Source organism: Aeromonas sp. s5 (assembly GCF_040907865.1).
Lineage (GTDB): Bacteria > Pseudomonadota > Gammaproteobacteria > Enterobacterales > Aeromonadaceae > Aeromonas > Aeromonas dhakensis.
The window spans coordinates 764,464-779,595 of the sequence record NZ_JBFOCO010000033.1 but is presented as its reverse complement, the minus strand read 5'-3'; the positions used below and the strand labels follow the sequence as shown (position 1 = coordinate 779,595).

16 protein-coding genes are annotated in these 15,132 nt (G+C 63.3%); 6 read left to right on the top strand and 10 right to left on the bottom strand.

Translation table 11 applies throughout. From position 1 onward, the window contains the following. Window positions 1–3 precede the first annotated feature (3 nt). The 4 genes from AB5Y94_RS22850 to AB5Y94_RS22835 all read left to right on the top strand — a co-directional run bounded on the left by AB5Y94_RS22850 (window position 4) and on the right by AB5Y94_RS22835 (window position 3,672). Complete coding sequence (locus AB5Y94_RS22850) at window positions 4–603, top strand: GNAT family N-acetyltransferase (RefSeq protein ID WP_017782894.1); 600 nt, start codon at window positions 4–6, stop codon at window positions 601–603. 33 nt (window positions 604–636) lie between these two features. Further along, entirely contained in the window at window positions 637–1,461 is an 825-nt protein-coding gene (gene cobB / locus AB5Y94_RS22845; protein ID WP_362849502.1) for a Sir2 family NAD+-dependent deacetylase, read from the top strand. Window positions 1,462–1,546: 85 nt separating this feature from the next. After that, window positions 1,547–2,023, top strand: coding sequence for a hypothetical protein (locus AB5Y94_RS22840; protein WP_099359476.1), 477 nt, complete (start codon window positions 1,547–1,549; stop codon window positions 2,021–2,023). After that, complete coding sequence (locus tag AB5Y94_RS22835) at window positions 2,023–3,672, top strand: diguanylate cyclase (protein ID WP_368206657.1); 1,650 nt, start codon at window positions 2,023–2,025, stop codon at window positions 3,670–3,672. The genes AB5Y94_RS22840 and AB5Y94_RS22835 overlap by 1 nt, the downstream gene beginning before the upstream one ends. An 86-nt stretch (window positions 3,673–3,758) precedes the next feature. On the opposite strand, the gene AB5Y94_RS22830 is transcribed toward AB5Y94_RS22835, so the two are convergent. From AB5Y94_RS22830 to AB5Y94_RS22800, 7 genes are all read right to left on the bottom strand, one after another. Then, window positions 3,759–4,763, bottom strand: a complete 1,005-nt coding sequence (locus tag AB5Y94_RS22830) for a substrate-binding domain-containing protein (protein ID WP_368206656.1) — start codon at window positions 4,761–4,763, stop codon at window positions 3,759–3,761. Continuing rightward, entirely contained in the window at window positions 4,763–5,695 is a 933-nt protein-coding gene (gene rbsK, locus AB5Y94_RS22825; RefSeq protein WP_368206655.1) for a ribokinase, read from the bottom strand. Before rbsK ends, AB5Y94_RS22830 begins: the two co-directional genes overlap by 1 nt. 107 nt (window positions 5,696–5,802) lie before the next feature. Beyond that, on the bottom strand, window positions 5,803–6,678 hold the full coding sequence (gene rbsB / locus AB5Y94_RS22820) for a ribose ABC transporter substrate-binding protein RbsB (protein ID WP_010634030.1): 876 nt from the start codon (window positions 6,676–6,678) through the stop codon (window positions 5,803–5,805). A 21-nt stretch (window positions 6,679–6,699) separates the two neighbouring features. Next, entirely contained in the window at window positions 6,700–7,665 is a 966-nt protein-coding gene (rbsC, locus tag AB5Y94_RS22815) for a ribose ABC transporter permease (RefSeq protein WP_005300744.1), read from the bottom strand. After that, window positions 7,662–9,185 (bottom strand): ribose ABC transporter ATP-binding protein RbsA, encoded by a 1,524-nt coding sequence (gene rbsA, locus AB5Y94_RS22810; RefSeq protein ID WP_368206654.1) that lies wholly within the window; start codon window positions 9,183–9,185, stop codon window positions 7,662–7,664. The genes rbsC and rbsA overlap by 4 nt, the downstream gene beginning before the upstream one ends. A 20-nt stretch (window positions 9,186–9,205) precedes the next feature. Continuing rightward, a complete protein-coding gene (gene rbsD / locus AB5Y94_RS22805; RefSeq protein WP_026458858.1) occupies window positions 9,206–9,625 on the bottom strand; it encodes a D-ribose pyranase in 420 nt (139 codons plus the stop codon). A 205-nt stretch (window positions 9,626–9,830) separates the two neighbouring features. Beyond that, on the bottom strand, window positions 9,831–10,448 hold the full coding sequence (locus AB5Y94_RS22800) for a glutathione S-transferase family protein (RefSeq protein ID WP_368206653.1): 618 nt from the start codon (window positions 10,446–10,448) through the stop codon (window positions 9,831–9,833). A 268-nt stretch (window positions 10,449–10,716) separates the two neighbouring features. Here AB5Y94_RS22800 and AB5Y94_RS22795 point away from each other — a divergent pair, with 268 nt between their 5' ends. Then, a complete protein-coding gene (locus AB5Y94_RS22795) occupies window positions 10,717–11,454 on the top strand; it encodes a hypothetical protein (RefSeq protein WP_368206711.1) in 738 nt (245 codons plus the stop codon). Window positions 11,455–11,526: 72 nt separating this feature from the next. Then, entirely contained in the window at window positions 11,527–12,204 is a 678-nt protein-coding gene (locus AB5Y94_RS22790; RefSeq protein ID WP_368206652.1) for a DUF2987 domain-containing protein, read from the top strand. Between the two features lie 89 nt (window positions 12,205–12,293). On the opposite strand, the gene ttcA is transcribed toward AB5Y94_RS22790, so the two are convergent. The 3 genes from ttcA to AB5Y94_RS22775 all read right to left on the bottom strand — a co-directional run bounded on the left by ttcA (window position 12,294) and on the right by AB5Y94_RS22775 (window position 15,104). Beyond that, entirely contained in the window at window positions 12,294–13,202 is a 909-nt protein-coding gene (gene ttcA, locus AB5Y94_RS22785) for a tRNA 2-thiocytidine(32) synthetase TtcA (RefSeq protein WP_005300763.1), read from the bottom strand. 67 nt (window positions 13,203–13,269) lie between these two features. Further along, a complete protein-coding gene (gene uspE / locus AB5Y94_RS22780; RefSeq protein WP_017764530.1) occupies window positions 13,270–14,214 on the bottom strand; it encodes a universal stress protein UspE in 945 nt (314 codons plus the stop codon). Window positions 14,215–14,348: 134 nt separating this feature from the next. Then, window positions 14,349–15,104: an FNR family transcription factor gene (locus AB5Y94_RS22775; RefSeq protein ID WP_005300768.1), complete on the bottom strand. Its 756-nt coding sequence runs from the start codon at window positions 15,102–15,104 to the stop codon at window positions 14,349–14,351. Between the last annotated feature and the right edge of the window lie 28 nt (window positions 15,105–15,132).

Here is a 15,132-nt window from a genome sequence, read left to right as displayed (position 1 = left end):
AGGATGGCCCGCTACCTCTGCTGGCCGCCGGACGAAGCCCGGCTGCGGCGCTCCCTGGCCGGCTGGCTTCATCCCCGTACCCGCGCCGACCTGCCGCTGATGATGGAGGTCGGGGGCGTTCCCTGCCGCTTGCAGGAGCTGGCGGGGGCCGATCCCGCCCGCATCCGGGCGGCTTATGACGAACTCGGCGAGCAGAGCGTCTACCTGCGCTTCATGCGCGCCAAGCAGAGGTTGAGCGACGAGCAGCTCGCCTTCTTCCTCGATTACCCCAGGGAACACCAGATCGGCCTGCTGCTGACCGACGGTCAGGGACGGCCGCTGGCCCAGGCCCAGTCCATCCGGCGGCGGTTGCACCCGGATCGGGCCGAGTTCTCCTGCATCGTCGCCGATCACTTCCAGCACAGAGGGGCGGGGCGGCGCATCCTGCTGGCGCTGGCCTTGCTGGCGCGCGGCGAGGGGATCCGCGAATGGACGGCGGAGGTGCTGCCCCAGAATCGCCCCATGCTGGCGCTGCTGCGCGGGCTGGGCCTGCCGCTCACCCTGGTGACGGGGCGGGAGCTGGTGTTCGTGCGACTCGATCTGAGCGTGCTCGACACCCTGTAACCGCATCATAAGACCAAGGGCGAATAGGCCGGTTTGTCACCCTGTGCTAAGGTCAGCCAGAGAGCTAGCCAGAGGGAGTCAGTCATGGTGCAGTCAGCGAAACACATCGTCATTCTTACCGGTGCCGGGATCTCGGCCGAGTCGGGCATCAAGACCTTTCGTGCCTGTGACGGTCTGTGGGAGGAGCACAGGGTGGAGGACGTGGCGACGCCGGAGGGCTATGCCCGGGATCCTGAGCTGGTGCAGGGCTTTTACAACTCTCGCCGTCATCAGCTGCAGCAACCCCACATTCACCCCAATCCGGCCCACTATGCGCTGGCCCGGCTCGAGCGCCTGCTGCCGGGCTGCGTCACCCTGGTGACCCAGAACATCGACAACCTGCATGAGAGCGCCGGCAGCAAGAACCTCATCCACATGCACGGTGAGCTGCTCAAGGCGCGCTGCCCAGGCTCGGGCCAGGTGATCGAGTGGCGCGGCGATCTCCATCAGGAGGAGCTGTGCACCTGCTGCCAGTTTCCCCAGCCGCTACGCCCGCACGTGGTCTGGTTCGGCGAGATGCCGCTCGGGCTGGATCGCATCTACGGCGCGCTGGCCCAGTGCGATCTCTTCATCTCCATCGGCACCTCTGGCGCCGTCTATCCGGCGGCCGGTTTCGTGCACGAAGCGGGATTGAACGGAGCCCATACCATAGAGCTCAACCTGGAGCCGAGCGAAGTGGGCAGCCAGTTTGACGAGAAGCGCTACGGTCCGGCTTCCCTGCTGGTGCCGGCCTATGTGGATGAGCTGCTGCAACGCTGCGGAGTACATCAGCCGGCGCAGATCGAGGGGCACAACTGGATGGAGATGCGCGGCCCCTAGCTATTGTGCATCAGCGCAGTTGCAATGAACCGGTGAAATCGCCACACTGGCAGCCAAAAAATGGGACGCAGTTGGCGCAACTTACATGATCACTCTCAAGCAATGGATCGCTTTTTCCCTCCTGATGCTGGCCTGTGCCGGCGCATCGGCACAGGCCTCCCTGATGACTCTGGTGTTGCCAGGCGGCCAGCAAGTGGCCCTCGATGAGACGACCCTCTCCGCCTTGCCACAGACCGAGTTTACCACCACCACCCCCTGGACCCAGGGTTCCCACCACTATCGCGGGCCGACCCTGGCAACCGTGCTGGCGGCGCAAGGGATCCAGGATGCCCGCAAGATCGCCGTCTCGGCCCTCAACGGTTATCAACAGGTAGTGGATCTGGCCCTGTTCGACGGCGTGCCGCTGACCCTGGTGCGTGCGGAGGACGGCAAGCCGCTGACTCGGCGCAACAAGGGGCCGCTCTGGTTGCTCATCCCGTTTACCAGCTATCCCAAGCTGGACGTGCCCGCCATCCACAACTGCATGGTGTGGCAGGTGACCCGCATCGAGATCGTCGATTGATGGGGCTATCCCGCCACAAACTGCTGCTGGTGGCGGTCTCGCTGCTGTTTCTGCTCTCGTCGGGCAGCAGCCTCTATCTGCAGCATCGCCAGGAGCAGCTGGTCGACACCTTCTACCGCAACATCCACTGGAACATCAGCCAGGTGATGCTCGAATCCCAGCGTTTCCTCGCCGATCTGCGGCTCTATCGGGTCGGCCAAGTGGAGATGGAGACCCTGAGCCTGGATTACGATCTGCTGTGGAACCGGCTCGACATCTTTCTCATCAGCAGTGAAACCGCCGAGGCGCGTGAGCGGCACGGGCTTGGCAGGGCGCTGGCCGGACTGTTCGAGCAGATCAAGCGGCTCGAGCCCCAGATGGCGGCAGGGGAGCTGCGGGAAGGGGCACAACTCGCCCGCCTGCAGGAGGCGATCGCCAGCCAGACCCGGCTCATCGAGCAGATAGGCAACCAAATCCTCTCCGGTCAGGAGCGGGAACGTTCGGTGAGCCAGATCCGCAGCAGCCTGTTCTGGCTGCAGATCTGGCAGCTGATCCTGCTGCTGACCGGCGGTGCCCTGGTGGCCGCCCTCATTCGTGCCAATCTGGCGAACCGCCGGCTCGCCCTGCTCGACCCCCTGACCCGGCTTGGCAACCGCCGCGCCCTGCAGGAGCAGCTCTCTCGCGCCCTGCATGCCGGCGAGGCGAGCGCCCTGGTGGTGCTCGACCTCAAACGCTTCAAGCAGGTCAATGATCTGCTCGGCTATCAGGTCGGTGATCGGCTGTTGCAGACGGTGGCCGACAAGCTGCAGCAGGCCCACGGCAGTCACGCCTACCGGCTCGGTGGTGATGAGTTCGCCGTGGTGCTGACCACGGCGGACGGGACGCTGGAAGCGCGCATCCACCAGCTGATGAGCCTGCTCCACTTCGAGTTCGTGACCCGGGAGTGCAGCTTCGAGCTGGCCTGCCGGCTCGGGGTGGCCAGGGCGCAGCAGCAGGATGCCGGCCGGCTGCTGGATCAAGCCATCCTTGCCCTCAATCAGGCCAAGCGCAGTCAGGAGGGGGACATCAGCTGGTTTGCGCCGGCCATGCAGCAGCAGTTGCAGTTGACCCAGCACCAGTTGCATCGGCTGCGCGACTGGCTGGCCGGACGCGAGCCGGCGCCGCTGCGGGTGGCACTGCAGGCTATGGCTGATGAACAGGGCAGCGGCCTGTGGCAACTGGCGCTCTACTGGCAAGAGCAGGGTACATCCTGTCCCATGCGCTGGCTACAGGAGTGCGGCGTGCTGGGCCCCGTGCTGGCCCGGCTGCTGCAGGCGCACGAGACGCTGCGTGGCGATGGTCGTGCCTTGTTGGTCCCGCTCGACAACCAGGCTCAGCTGGCCCAGGTGCTGGCCTGTCTGCCGGGCACATCCCGCACGCCGCTGGTGCTGCTGGTGCCGGCACTGCAACCGGATGCTGCCTTGCTGGCGGGATTGCGGCAGCAGGGTTGCACCCTGGCGCTCAGAGACATTGGCTGCGCCACCCCGGCGCAGCTGGCGGCCGGCTGGCCCGTGCGCTACTGGTTGCCGCAGGATGATGAACATGGCGAGTTGTTGCAGCCGCTGGCCCGGCGACTGGGGCTGGTGCAACTGCAGGTGCTGGCGGGCAGTGAGGCAAGGCAGCTGGCCTGAGCACAAAGAGCGGTATTGAACCTGCCAGAGACAGAACGCAGCAAGGCGACCCCAGGGTCGCCTTGTTTTTTTATTGAGCGTGTATGTCAGGGACGGGGAGCGCAGGAATCCCTGATCACCAGGTCAGGGTCAACGGTGATCAGATGGTCCGACAGCGCCTCGCCATTGATGCGCGCCAGCAGCCGGGTGACGGCGAGACGGCCCAGCTCCTCTTTCGGCTGATTGACGGTGGTGAGCGGCGGCGACATGAATTCGGCCAGCGCCACGTTGTCATAGCCGACGATGGAGAGATCCCGCGGGATCACCAGTCCCGCCTGATGCACGGCGCTGATGGCCCCCATCGCCATCATGTCGTTGCAGACGAACAGCGCAGTGGGACGCTCGGGCAGCGCCAGCAGACGGCGCATCGCCTGATGGCCGCTGGCGCAGTCAAAGTCACCCTCCTGGATCCAGTGCGGATTGACGGTAAGACCGGCTTCCTGCATCGCCTGCTCGAAGCCCGCCTGCCGCTGGTTGGCGGGGGCGCGGCTGTGGGGGCCGGTGATGCAGCCGATGGCGGTGTGACCCAGCCCCAGCAGGTGGCGGGTCGCCAGGTAGCCGCCGCGATGGGAGTTGTCGGCGATGAGATCCACGTCGGCGCTCTCCATCCCCCAGTCCATCACCACCACCGGCAGGCTCTTGAGCCAGTCGAGCTGGTTGAACACCTCCTGCTGCCCCTCGCTGCACATGATGAGCAGACCGTCGACCCGCTTGCGCAGCATCATCTTGAGGTAGGAGAGGGCGGTCTCGGCCTGCCCCTCGGTGTTGCCCAGCATCAGGTTGTAGCCCTGCTCGAAGCAGTAACGCTCCACCCCGCGCACCACCTCGGCGAAGAAGGGGTTGCTGGAGGTGGTGACCAGCATGCCGATACTGTTGGTCTCCTTCACCTTGAGGCTACGGGCCACCAGGCTCGGGGCATAGTTGAGCTCGCGCATGGCGGCGAAGACCCGCTCGCGGGTCTCCTCGGCGACGAAACGGGTCTCGTTGATGACGTGGGAGACGGTGGTGGTCGACACCCCCGCCAGCGCCGCCACCTCCTTGATATTGGCCATCAGTGCCCCTGCGCAGTCTGCTCAAGCAGGAAGGCGTCGACCTCCTGCTTGCTCGGGATGGAGCTCTGGGCTCCAAACCGGGTGACGGAGAGCGCAGCGGCGCCATGAGCAAAGCGCACGGCCGCGTCAAAGTCGGCGCCGGCGAGCTCGGCTGCCAAGAGGGCGCCGTTGAAGGTATCGCCGGCCGCCGTGGTGTCTACTGCTTTCACCCGAAAACCTGGGATGAGCGCTTGTTGCTGCCCCTTGCTGCAATAGACCCCTTGCGACCCCAGGGTGATCATCACCTCTTCGATGCCCATCTGGTGGAAACGGGCGGCAGCCTTTGCCGCGCTCGCCTCGTCGGTGACCTTGACGCCGGTCAACAGCTCGGCTTCGGTCTGGTTGGGGGTGATGAGGTCGACCAGTGCCAGCAGTTCGCTCGAGAGCGGGCGAGCGGGGGCTGGGTTGAGCACCACCCGGGTGCCGTGGGCACGGGCCAGCCGGGCGGCTTCCAGCACGCTCTCCAGCGGCACTTCCAGCTGCAGCAGCAGAGTGTGGGCGGCGGCGATCATCGCTTCATGGCTTTTCACCACGGTCGGGGTGAGGGCGCCGTTGGCTTCGGCGGAGATGCCGATGCTGTTCTCCCCCTCATCGCTCACATAGATGATGGCGATGCCGGTCGGGAGCTTGGGGTCGAGCTCTACGGCGCTCACGTCGATACCGTCTTTGGCAAAGCCGGTCTTCATCTGCTGGCCGATGGCGTCATCGCCGATGCGGGCGATAAAGGAGACTTCAGCACCTAGCCGAGCGGCGGCCACCGCCTGGTTGGCGCCCTTGCCACCGGGCACCACTTGATAGCTGTGGCCGGTCAGGGTTTCACCCGGGCGAGGAAAGTGGGGAACGCGCAGCACGTGGTCTGCATTGACACTGCCCAGAACGACGAGACGATTCATGTTGAGTACTCCTGATGCATCTTGGCATGGACACGAAAGCCGGATCCAGGCCGGGAGGCACCGTAAACCTTGAGAAAAAAGGGGGAGGCGAACCTCCCCCCGTCAACTTACTTGCTGACCACTTGCAGCGGAACCGGGATGGATTTTTCCACCGGCTGCCCCTTGAGCACCTTGTCGGCGGTTTCCACGCCGATGGCACCGATGAGGGCAGGCTGCTGGGCCACGGTGGCGGCCAGTTTACCCTTGGCCACGGCGGCCTTGCCATCGTCGGTGCCGTCGAAGCCGACGATCATCACCTCTTTGCCGGCGGCCTGCACGGCGCGGATGGCACCCAGCGCCATCTCGTCATTCTGGGCGAACACCGCCTGCACGCTCGGGTGAGCGGCCAGCAGGTTCTCCATGACGTTCAGACCCTTGGTGCGGTCAAAGTCGGCGGGCTGGGAGGCCAGCACTTCCAGCTTGTTGGCGGCCACGGCCAGGGCAAAGCCTTCGCCGCGGTCACGGGCGGCGGAGGTACCGGCGATCCCTTCCAGCTGGATCACCTTGGCACCGGCACCCAGCTTCTGGGTGATGAAATCGCCGGCCAGTTTGCCACCCGCCACGTTGTCGGAGGCGATGTGGGCCTTGACGTCACCCTGCGCCGCGCCGCGGTCCAGGGTCAGTACCGGGATGTTGGCCTTGTTGGCGAGGCGAATGGCGTTGCCCACCGCTTCGGAGTCGGTCGGGTTGATCAGGATGGCGTTGACCTTGCGCACGGTGAGATCTTCCATGTTGGAGAGCTCCTTGGCCGGGTCATTCTGGGAATCCAGCACCACCAGCTCGTAGCCAAGCTCCTTGGCCTTGGCTTCGGCCCCTTCCTTCATGGTGACGAAGAAGGGGTTGTTGAGGGTGGAGACCACCATGGCCAGGGTGTGATCGGCGGCCTGGGCGGTGCCCAGCACGGACATGATGGCGGCAGCGAGCAGGGTATTGAGCTTTTTCATCATTTCATTCCTTGTGTGTGCTTACTTGCTTTTGTTATCGATCATCACGGCGAGCAAAATCACGCTGGCCTTGGCGATCATCTGGTAATAGGACGAGACGTCGAGCAGGTTGAGGGCATTGTTGAGGAAGCCGATGATGAGCGCCCCGATCAGGGTACCCATGATGCGGCCCTTGCCCCCCATCAGGCTGGTGCCCCCCAGCACCACGGCGGCGATGGCATCCAGCTCGTAACCCATGCCGGCGGTCGGCTGGGCGGAGGAGAGGCGGGAAGTGACGATGAGCCCGGCCAGTGCCGACAGCATGCCGCACAGACCATACACCGCGAGCTTCACCCGGTCCACATTGATGCCGGAGAGGCGGGTGGCCGATTCGTTGCCGCCCAGGGCATAGATGTAGCGGCCCAGGCGAGTGTGGTTGAGCATGAACCAGGCGAGCAGGAAGACGATGGCCATCAGCCAGATGGGCACCGGCAGACCGAACAGGTAACCGGTACCCAGCCAGGCGAAGTGATCGGCGCCGTCACTGAAACCGGTGGAGATGGGGCGCCCCTCGGTATAGACCATGGTGACGCCGCGCAGGGCGGTCATGGTGACCAGGGTGGCGATGAAGGCCTGCACCTTGCCCTTGGCAATGATGAGGCCGCTGATGCCCCCAAGCAGGGCGCCGGCCCCCAGGGTGAGGGGGATCACCAGCATGATGGGCAGCTCCATGGCCACCATGGTGGCGGCCAGGGCGCCGCACAGGGCCAGCACCGAGCCGACCGACAGATCGATGCCGGCGGTGAGGATGACCAGGGTCATGCCGACCGCCATGATGGCGTTGACCGAGGTCTGGCGCAGGATGTTGAGCAGGTTGTCGGCGGTGAAGAAGTTGGGGCTAAGGAAGGAGACCACGCCGATCAGCACCAGCAGCGCGACCAGGGATTTGTTCTCGATCCACCACTCCTTGCTCATGATGCCGCGGCGGGAAAGGGTTTGGGTTGTCATTGTGCTGCCTCTTGCTCTGCTTGCCACTGTTTGCCGACTGCCGCCGCCATCAGTTTTTCCTGATTGGCGTCGCGGGTATTGAACTCTGCGCTGATGCGCCCTTCGTGCATCACCATGATGCGATCACTCATGCCGAGCACTTCCGGCATCTCGGAGGAGACCAGGATGATGCTCATCCCCTCCTTCTTGAACTGGTTGATGAGCTGATAGATCTCCTTCTTGGCGCCGACATCGACGCCGCGGGTCGGCTCGTCCAGGATCAGCACCTTGGGCCTTGTCAGCAGCCCCTTGGCGATGGCCACCTTCTGCTGGTTGCCGCCGGAGAGGAGCTTGATCAGCTGATCCTGACTCGGGGTCTTGATGTTGAACAGGCGCACATAGTCGCCCACCGCCTGGCGTTCGGCCTGGCCGTCAATCTTGCCACCACGGATGAACTCGCCGAGAGCGCACAGGCTCATGTTTTCGCGCACCGACAGCTCCAGCACCAGGCCATCGCCCTTGCGATCCTCGGAGATGTAGGCGATGCCGGCGGCCAGGCCATCGGCCGGGCTCTTGGGGGCCAGTGCGTGGCCATCCACCGTGATGTCACCGGCGCTGATGGGGCTGGCACCGTAGATGAGCTTCATCAGTTCGGTACGGCCGGAGCCCATCAGGCCGCTGAAGCCCAGAATTTCACCCTGACGCAGGGAGAAGCTCACTCCGCGCACGCCGGGGCCGGCCAGATCCTTGACCTGCAGGCTGACCGGGCCGAGCTCGCGCACCAGGCGCGGGTACTGCTCCTCCAGCCGGCGGCCCACCATCATCTCGATGATCCTGTCTTCGTCGAGCTCGCTCACCGCCTGCTCGCCGATCCACTTGCCGTCGCGCAGCACAGTGACCCGATCGCAGATCTCGAAGATCTCTTTCAGGCGGTGGGAGATGTAGACGATGCCGCAGCCCTGCTCACGCAGCTCGCGGATAACCTTGAACAGCTGCTCGGTCTCGGTGTCGGTCAGCGCATCGGTGGGCTCGTCCATGATGATGACGTTGGCATCAAACGACAGCGCCTTGGCGATCTCCACCATCTGCTGTTCACCGATGGAGAGACTCCCGAGCCGGGTATCCGGGCCGTGTTTGACGCCAAGTCGTGCCAGCAGGGTGCTTGCCCGTTCGCGCAGCTGCTTGTGGTCGATGCTGCCAAAGCGGGTACGGGGCTCGCGGCCGAGGAAGATGTTGGCGGCAATGGAGAGCTCCGGCAGTAGGTTCAGCTCCTGGTGGATGATGCTGATCCCCTGATCCTGGGAGTCGCGGGGCCCTTTGAAGTGAACCGGCTCACCGCGATAACTGATGGTGCCGCTGTCGGCCTGGTAGATGCCGGTCAGCACCTTCATCAGGGTGGATTTGCCAGCGCCGTTTTCGCCGAGCAGGGCCATTACCTGACCCGGGTAGACCTTGAGGCCTGCCTCATCGAGCGCCCGCACCCCGGGGAAGGTCTTGACGATCCCGGTGAGCGACAGAATGGGCGAGGGGGTTGTACTCATGGCTGATTCCTTGAAAAGGCTTAAAACGCCACGCCGGCGCAGAGAATGAGGTTGGCGTAGGGGGTCACTTCGCCGCTGCGCACGATGGCCTTGCTCTGGTGGGAGCGAGCTTTGAATTCTTCGTGCAGGCAGTATTCGATGGTGATGGGCTTGCCTTGGGCAGCGGCGTGCGCCTCCAGCTGATCCACCAGCGCCTGATGGGCGGCGGGGCTGATCTGCTTGATCTCGCTCGCCATGATCACCTTCTCCACCACCAGGTCGGTGAGCAGGGCAGTCAGCACGGTGCCAAGGCTCGGCGTCCCCGCCATCAACGCCAGATCGATGCGCTCGGGGCCCGCCGGAATGGGCAGGCCCGCATCGCAGACGGTGATCTCGTCGGTGTGGCCCATCCTTGCCACCAGGGCACTCAGGGGAGCATTGAGCAGTACGCCTCGTTTCATACAGCACCTCGGCAGGCTATGCCCGCGTATCTGATGTTAGCTAGGCAATCGGTTACGCAACCGGTTGCGTCATGAAGTGGAAGATAGGCGTTCAGGCGTTCTGGATCCACCAGGAGATGGCAGAAATGTGAAAACGATCTCAATGGCGAGGGGAAAGCGGGGAAAAAAGGTGCCAGAAGAGCACTGGCACCCGCAACGAGAGGAATTAGAGGGTGAGCCCTTGTTGCACGCCGGGGCGTGCCAGCATGCGCCGATAGTGATCCACGACCTTGGGAAAGTCGCTGATGGCCACCCCGTCGCCCTCGAGCCAGCTCGCCACCACGAACAGGTAGATGTCGGCCAGGCTGAAGCGCTCCCCCAGCACCCAGGGGCCGGCCAGATAGTGGCGCTCTATCTCGGCAAAGCCCTCGCGCATGTTGTGCGGCACCTTGGCCTGCATGGCGGCGATGGCCTGCGGGTCATCGGCCCAGCGGCTACCACGCCGGCCGTGGGCGTGGGCGACGTGCACGGTGGCGGCGAGGAAGCTGTGCACCTCCTGCATGCGGGCCAGCAGGAAGGGGTCGTCCAGCGGTGCCAGCCCGGCATGGGGAAAACGCTGCGCCACATAAAGCAGCAAGGCCGGCGTCTCGGTGAGCACACCGTGCTCAGTGACCAGAGCCGGGACCCGTCCCTTGGGGTTGATGGCCAGATAGGTGGGGGAGCGCTGCTCGCCGGCCGCCAGATCCAGCCGTTTGACAACGTGAGGGGCACCGGCTTCGGTAAGGGCGATACGCACGGCCATGGCGCAGGTGCCGGGCGCGAGATAGAGGGTCAAATCAGACATGAACATCTCCTTGTGAAGCGCGTGCCCCCTGTTATCCCGGGTGGGGAGGGGCGCGCAAAAAAATCCGCACTGTCGCCTGGCATCCTACGCCCCTGGTGGCCGTCGGCCAAGGGCGGGATCCCGGCCAGGACAAGGAGGGCTGATGAAATCAAAGGCTTTTTGAGTGCAGACGCGCGGGAAAAACGGCTACGCATGCCGGGTCAAATCGCTATAATGTGCTCCCTGAATAGTGGTCTTTCGGATGTTGGATAGTCAATTGAGTAACAAAATGCGGATAGGTGGTTCCCTCGAACAGTCCCTGAGCCAGGGATATCGTCTCGACCTCAAGGGGGTATTGCAGGAGAGCTGGCAACAGACGCGGCGCACCGGGTTCGGCCTGCTGCTGGCCATCGTCGGGGTAACGGCCATCTGGATACTGTTGAGCAACACCCTGCTCGCCCCCTATGTCAATCAGGAAGGGGGTATGGACGTGGCCCTGGTGCTGAGCCTGCTCATCACCGTCATCATGTCGCCCATGACCTCTTCCCTCGACATGCTGGGGTTGCAGCAGTCGGTGGGGGTGCATGCCCGGCCGAGCCAGGTGTTCGACTTCTTTCGCCACTTCCTGCGCCTTGGCAGCCTGAGCCTGCTCGGCAGCCTCATCACCAGCCTGTTCGGCCCGCTGTTCGAGCTGGTGGGTCTGCCGGTGATGCTGGCCTTCATTCCGTCGGCCCTGATCGGCATGGGGCTGGTGTTTACCGTGCCGCTGGTGCTGGAGCGCGGCCTGTCGCCGGCGCAGGCCATTCTGGTTTCCCTGCGGCTGTTTGCCCGCGGCTGGCCCAGCATAGTGCTGCTGCACGGGGTCATGATGGCGCTCTTCTTCCTGGCGCTGATCCCCATGGGGCTGGGGCTTATCTGGGTGGCACCGCTCTATTTCAACTGCAAGGGGATCCTCTACCGGGATCTGTGCGGGGTGGCGGTCGAAGTAACCGACGTGAGCCAGGGCCCCGATCATTTCAACGCCTGACGGGCATGCAGGGCGTCAGACAACAGCAACAGATAGCGGCGCGTGTAGATGCGTGATGCAAAAGGATGGCATATGAACAATCGATACGGGATGGCAGCCGCGCTGTTGATGGCGCCCATGCTGGCAGTGGCGCAGCCCTCCCTTGAGCTGCAGTACGGCACCTTCTACAGCCAGATGAAGACCTTCGCCAAAGGGGAGTTCGGCCACGCCAGGCTGGGTTTTTATCTGACCGATCCGCAAAATGGCCGGCGCTGCCTGCTCACCTCGGCCCGTGTCTCGACCCTGGATCGGGACGTGACGGCTGAGGTGACCGTTGACAGCGAATTGCGACTGCCCTATGACGACGATCTGAATCTCGACAAGGCAAGCGTGGTGGTGGGGCTCACCGAGCCTCATGCAGCTTGCGATCTGTCGGTGCAGGTAATGGCGGATGTGCCGCCGCCGGCAGACAGTCGGTGGGAGCTCAAGGTGAGCGAGCTGACGGGCCGTCAGCACGACATGCAGAGCCTGCTGGAGAAGCTGGCCGGCGTGGTCGGCAAGTATTTCCTGCCCGAGATGACGGGGGTGAGGGTCAGCCTGGTGCAGCCAAGCGGCACCGCCTACCTCATCGACGGTGCTCGCCAGCTGCCGCTGCCCTGGCAGGAGGGGCAACTGCTGTTGAGCAACGCCCAGCTGGCGGAGTTTGCAGAGGGCAAGCTGCAGCTGCAGGGAGAGATCCTGCGGTTGACGCCCTGGCTGCACAAGGGCTAGCCCATCTTGAGCCGCCACTGAGGGTGGCCGGCATAAAAATGAAAAAAGGAGCGCTTGGCGCTCCTTTTTTCATTGGTGATGGTGAGGGCTTAGCGCACCTCAATCACGTCCAGCATGTCCATCTCATCGATGTCCAGCAGCGGTGCCTTGGGCAGTTCGGGCGGATCAAACGCCTTGTCGCCGCCGTCGATGATGCCGGAGTCGCGGTTGATGCTCTTGAAGTCAAACAGCTTGTGATCGAGCAGGTGGCTCGGGATCACGTCCTGAATGGCGGTGAACATGGTCTCGAGACGACCCGGGAAGCGGCGATCCCACTCCTGCATCATCTGCTTGATGGCCTGGCGCTGCAGGTTCTCCTGAGAACCGCACAGGTTGCACGGGATGATGGGGAAGGCCTTGACCTCGGCATAGCGCACCAGGTCCTTCTCCTTGCAGTAGGCAAGCGGGCGGATCACCACGTTCTTGCCATCGTCACTCACCAGCTTGGGCGGCATGGACTTGAGCTTGCCGCCGTAGAACATGTTGAGGAACAGGGTCTCGAGGATGTCGTCGCGGTGGTGACCAAGGGCAATCTTGGTGCAACCCAGCTCCTGGGCGGTGCGGTAGAGAATGCCGCGGCGCAGGCGGGAGCAGAGGGCGCAGGTGGTCTTGCCCTCCGGCACCTTCTCCTTGACGATGGCGTAGGTATCTTCTTCGACGATCTTGAAGTCGATGCCAAGGGTGCTCAGGTATTCGGGCAGCACGTGCTCGGGGAAGCCGGGCTGCTTCTGATCCAGGTTGACCGCCACCAGATCGAAGTGGATGGGGGCGCTGGCCTTCAGGCTCATCAGGATGTCGAGCATGGCGAAGCTGTCCTTGCCGCCGGACAGGCACACCATGACCTTGTCACCCTCTTCAATCATGTTGAAGTCGGCGATGGCCTGACCTACGTTGCGCCGCAGGCGCTTCTGCAGTTTGTTGAAACTGTATTTTTCTTTGGCGTTAAGCTCTTCTAGCATGACCTGAAACCCGGGACAAAAATAAGCGGCTTATTATAGCCATGTCCCGGGGGAGGGCAAGAAAGGCTTATGCTGGACGGCGGCTATCGACCGGGCAGCTGTAGTCGGCGGGCTTGAGGATCAGCATGTCGCAGGCGAGGCGATCCACCACATGTTCAGCTGTGTTGCCAAGCAGGGCGGCGGAGAGCCCGGTGCGACCGACGCACCCCATGATCATCAGGGTGGCCTGCAGCTCGCCGGCGAGATCGGGTAGCACCTCTTCGGGCAGGCCTTCCGCCACCCGGGTCCAGAGATGGCCGATGCCGTATTTGTCGGCGTGGCTCAGCAGCAGGCTCTCGTGGTGTTTGCGAATGGCGTCGTTGTAGGCGTTGGGGTCAAACTCCGGTAGCTCGATGGCCACGTTGACCGGGGTACCGGGGTAGGTGTTGACCAGATAGAGGTTGGAGCCGAGCAGCTCGGCGATGGCGATCCCCTCTTCGGTGATCCGCTCGTTGAGCAGCTTCTGATCCTGATCGTCGCTGGAGCAATTGATGGCGGCGATGATGTTGCCGCCCCGCTGCCAATGCCCCTCTTTCACCAGCAGCACGGGGCAGGGGCACTTGCGCAGCAGGTGCCAGTCGGTGGGGGTGAAGATGAAGGTTTGCAGGAAGGAGTGGTGGTGAGTCGCCTTGACCACCAGATCGTGGCGCTGCTCCAGCACTTCCTGAATGATGCATTCGAAGGGACGGTTATGCCAGACCACCTTGATCTCGCAGTCCAGCCCACGGGCACGGTAGGGTTTGAGTATGTCGTCGAGCCACTCACGGCGCTGGGAAATGACTCCGTGGCGCATCTCTTCCCGCTCGTCCACCGACAGCATGGCGGTCATTTCATACGAGAAGTCGTAAATGGTGAGTAACAGGGTCAGCTGCGCCCCTTCATCCAGCTCGGCGACCTTGACCGCACGTTCGAGGGCGATTTGCCGCTCTTCTTCCGGGTTGATGACCACCAGGATTTTTCGGTACTTGACCATATTCTCCTCCTCCTTGGCAAAAATACCAATGATGGCAGACCTTTAGCCATTACAGCTTAGCTCAGGAGGAGAAGGGGGGACGTGTGCCGGATCAAATTTCGGGGTAAACCGATCCGGCACCAGAGAGAGGAGGCTTAACCGCAGGGGGGACGGGTTGCACCGGCCATGACGCCGAGGGCGACGTGATCCAGCACGGTAATGTATTTGCCCTTGACGCTGATGAGGCCTGACTTCTGGAAACGGCCCAGCAGACGGCTGATGGTCTCGACGGTGAGGCCGAGGTAGTTGCCGATGTCGCCGCGGGTCATGGAGAGGCGGAACTCCTTGGCGGAGAAACCGCGCTCGGAGAAGCGCACCGACAGGTTGTGCAGGAAGGCGGCAAGGCGCTCTTCGGCATTCTTCTTGGAGAGCAGCAGGATCATCTCCTGGTCGCCCATGATCTCGTTGCTCATCAGCCGCATGATCTGCTGGCGCAGCTTGGGCATCTTGCCGGAGAGATCGTCAAGCACGTCGAACGGGATCTCGCACACCATGGCGGTTTCCAGCGCCTGGGCGAAGGAGGGGTGCGCCTGCTTGTGGATGGCGTCAAAGCCGACCAGATCGCCAGCCAAGTGGAAGGCGGTGATCTGCTCGTCACCCTGCTCGGTAATGGTGTATGACTTGATGGTCCCGGAACGGATGGCGTAGAGCGATTTGAGCTCATCGCCGGCCTTGAACAACTCTTCACCCTTCTGGATCGGCTTCTTGCGCTCGATGATGCTGTCCAGCTGATCGAGCTCGTTGTCGTTCAGAGTGAAGGGAATGCAGAGCTGGCTGATGCTGCAATCCTGGCAATGAATTGCACAGCCACCGCTCTGAATACGTCTGCCAGGTTTCTTTTCCGGGATCATAGGCTCATACGAATAATTGATTTATATC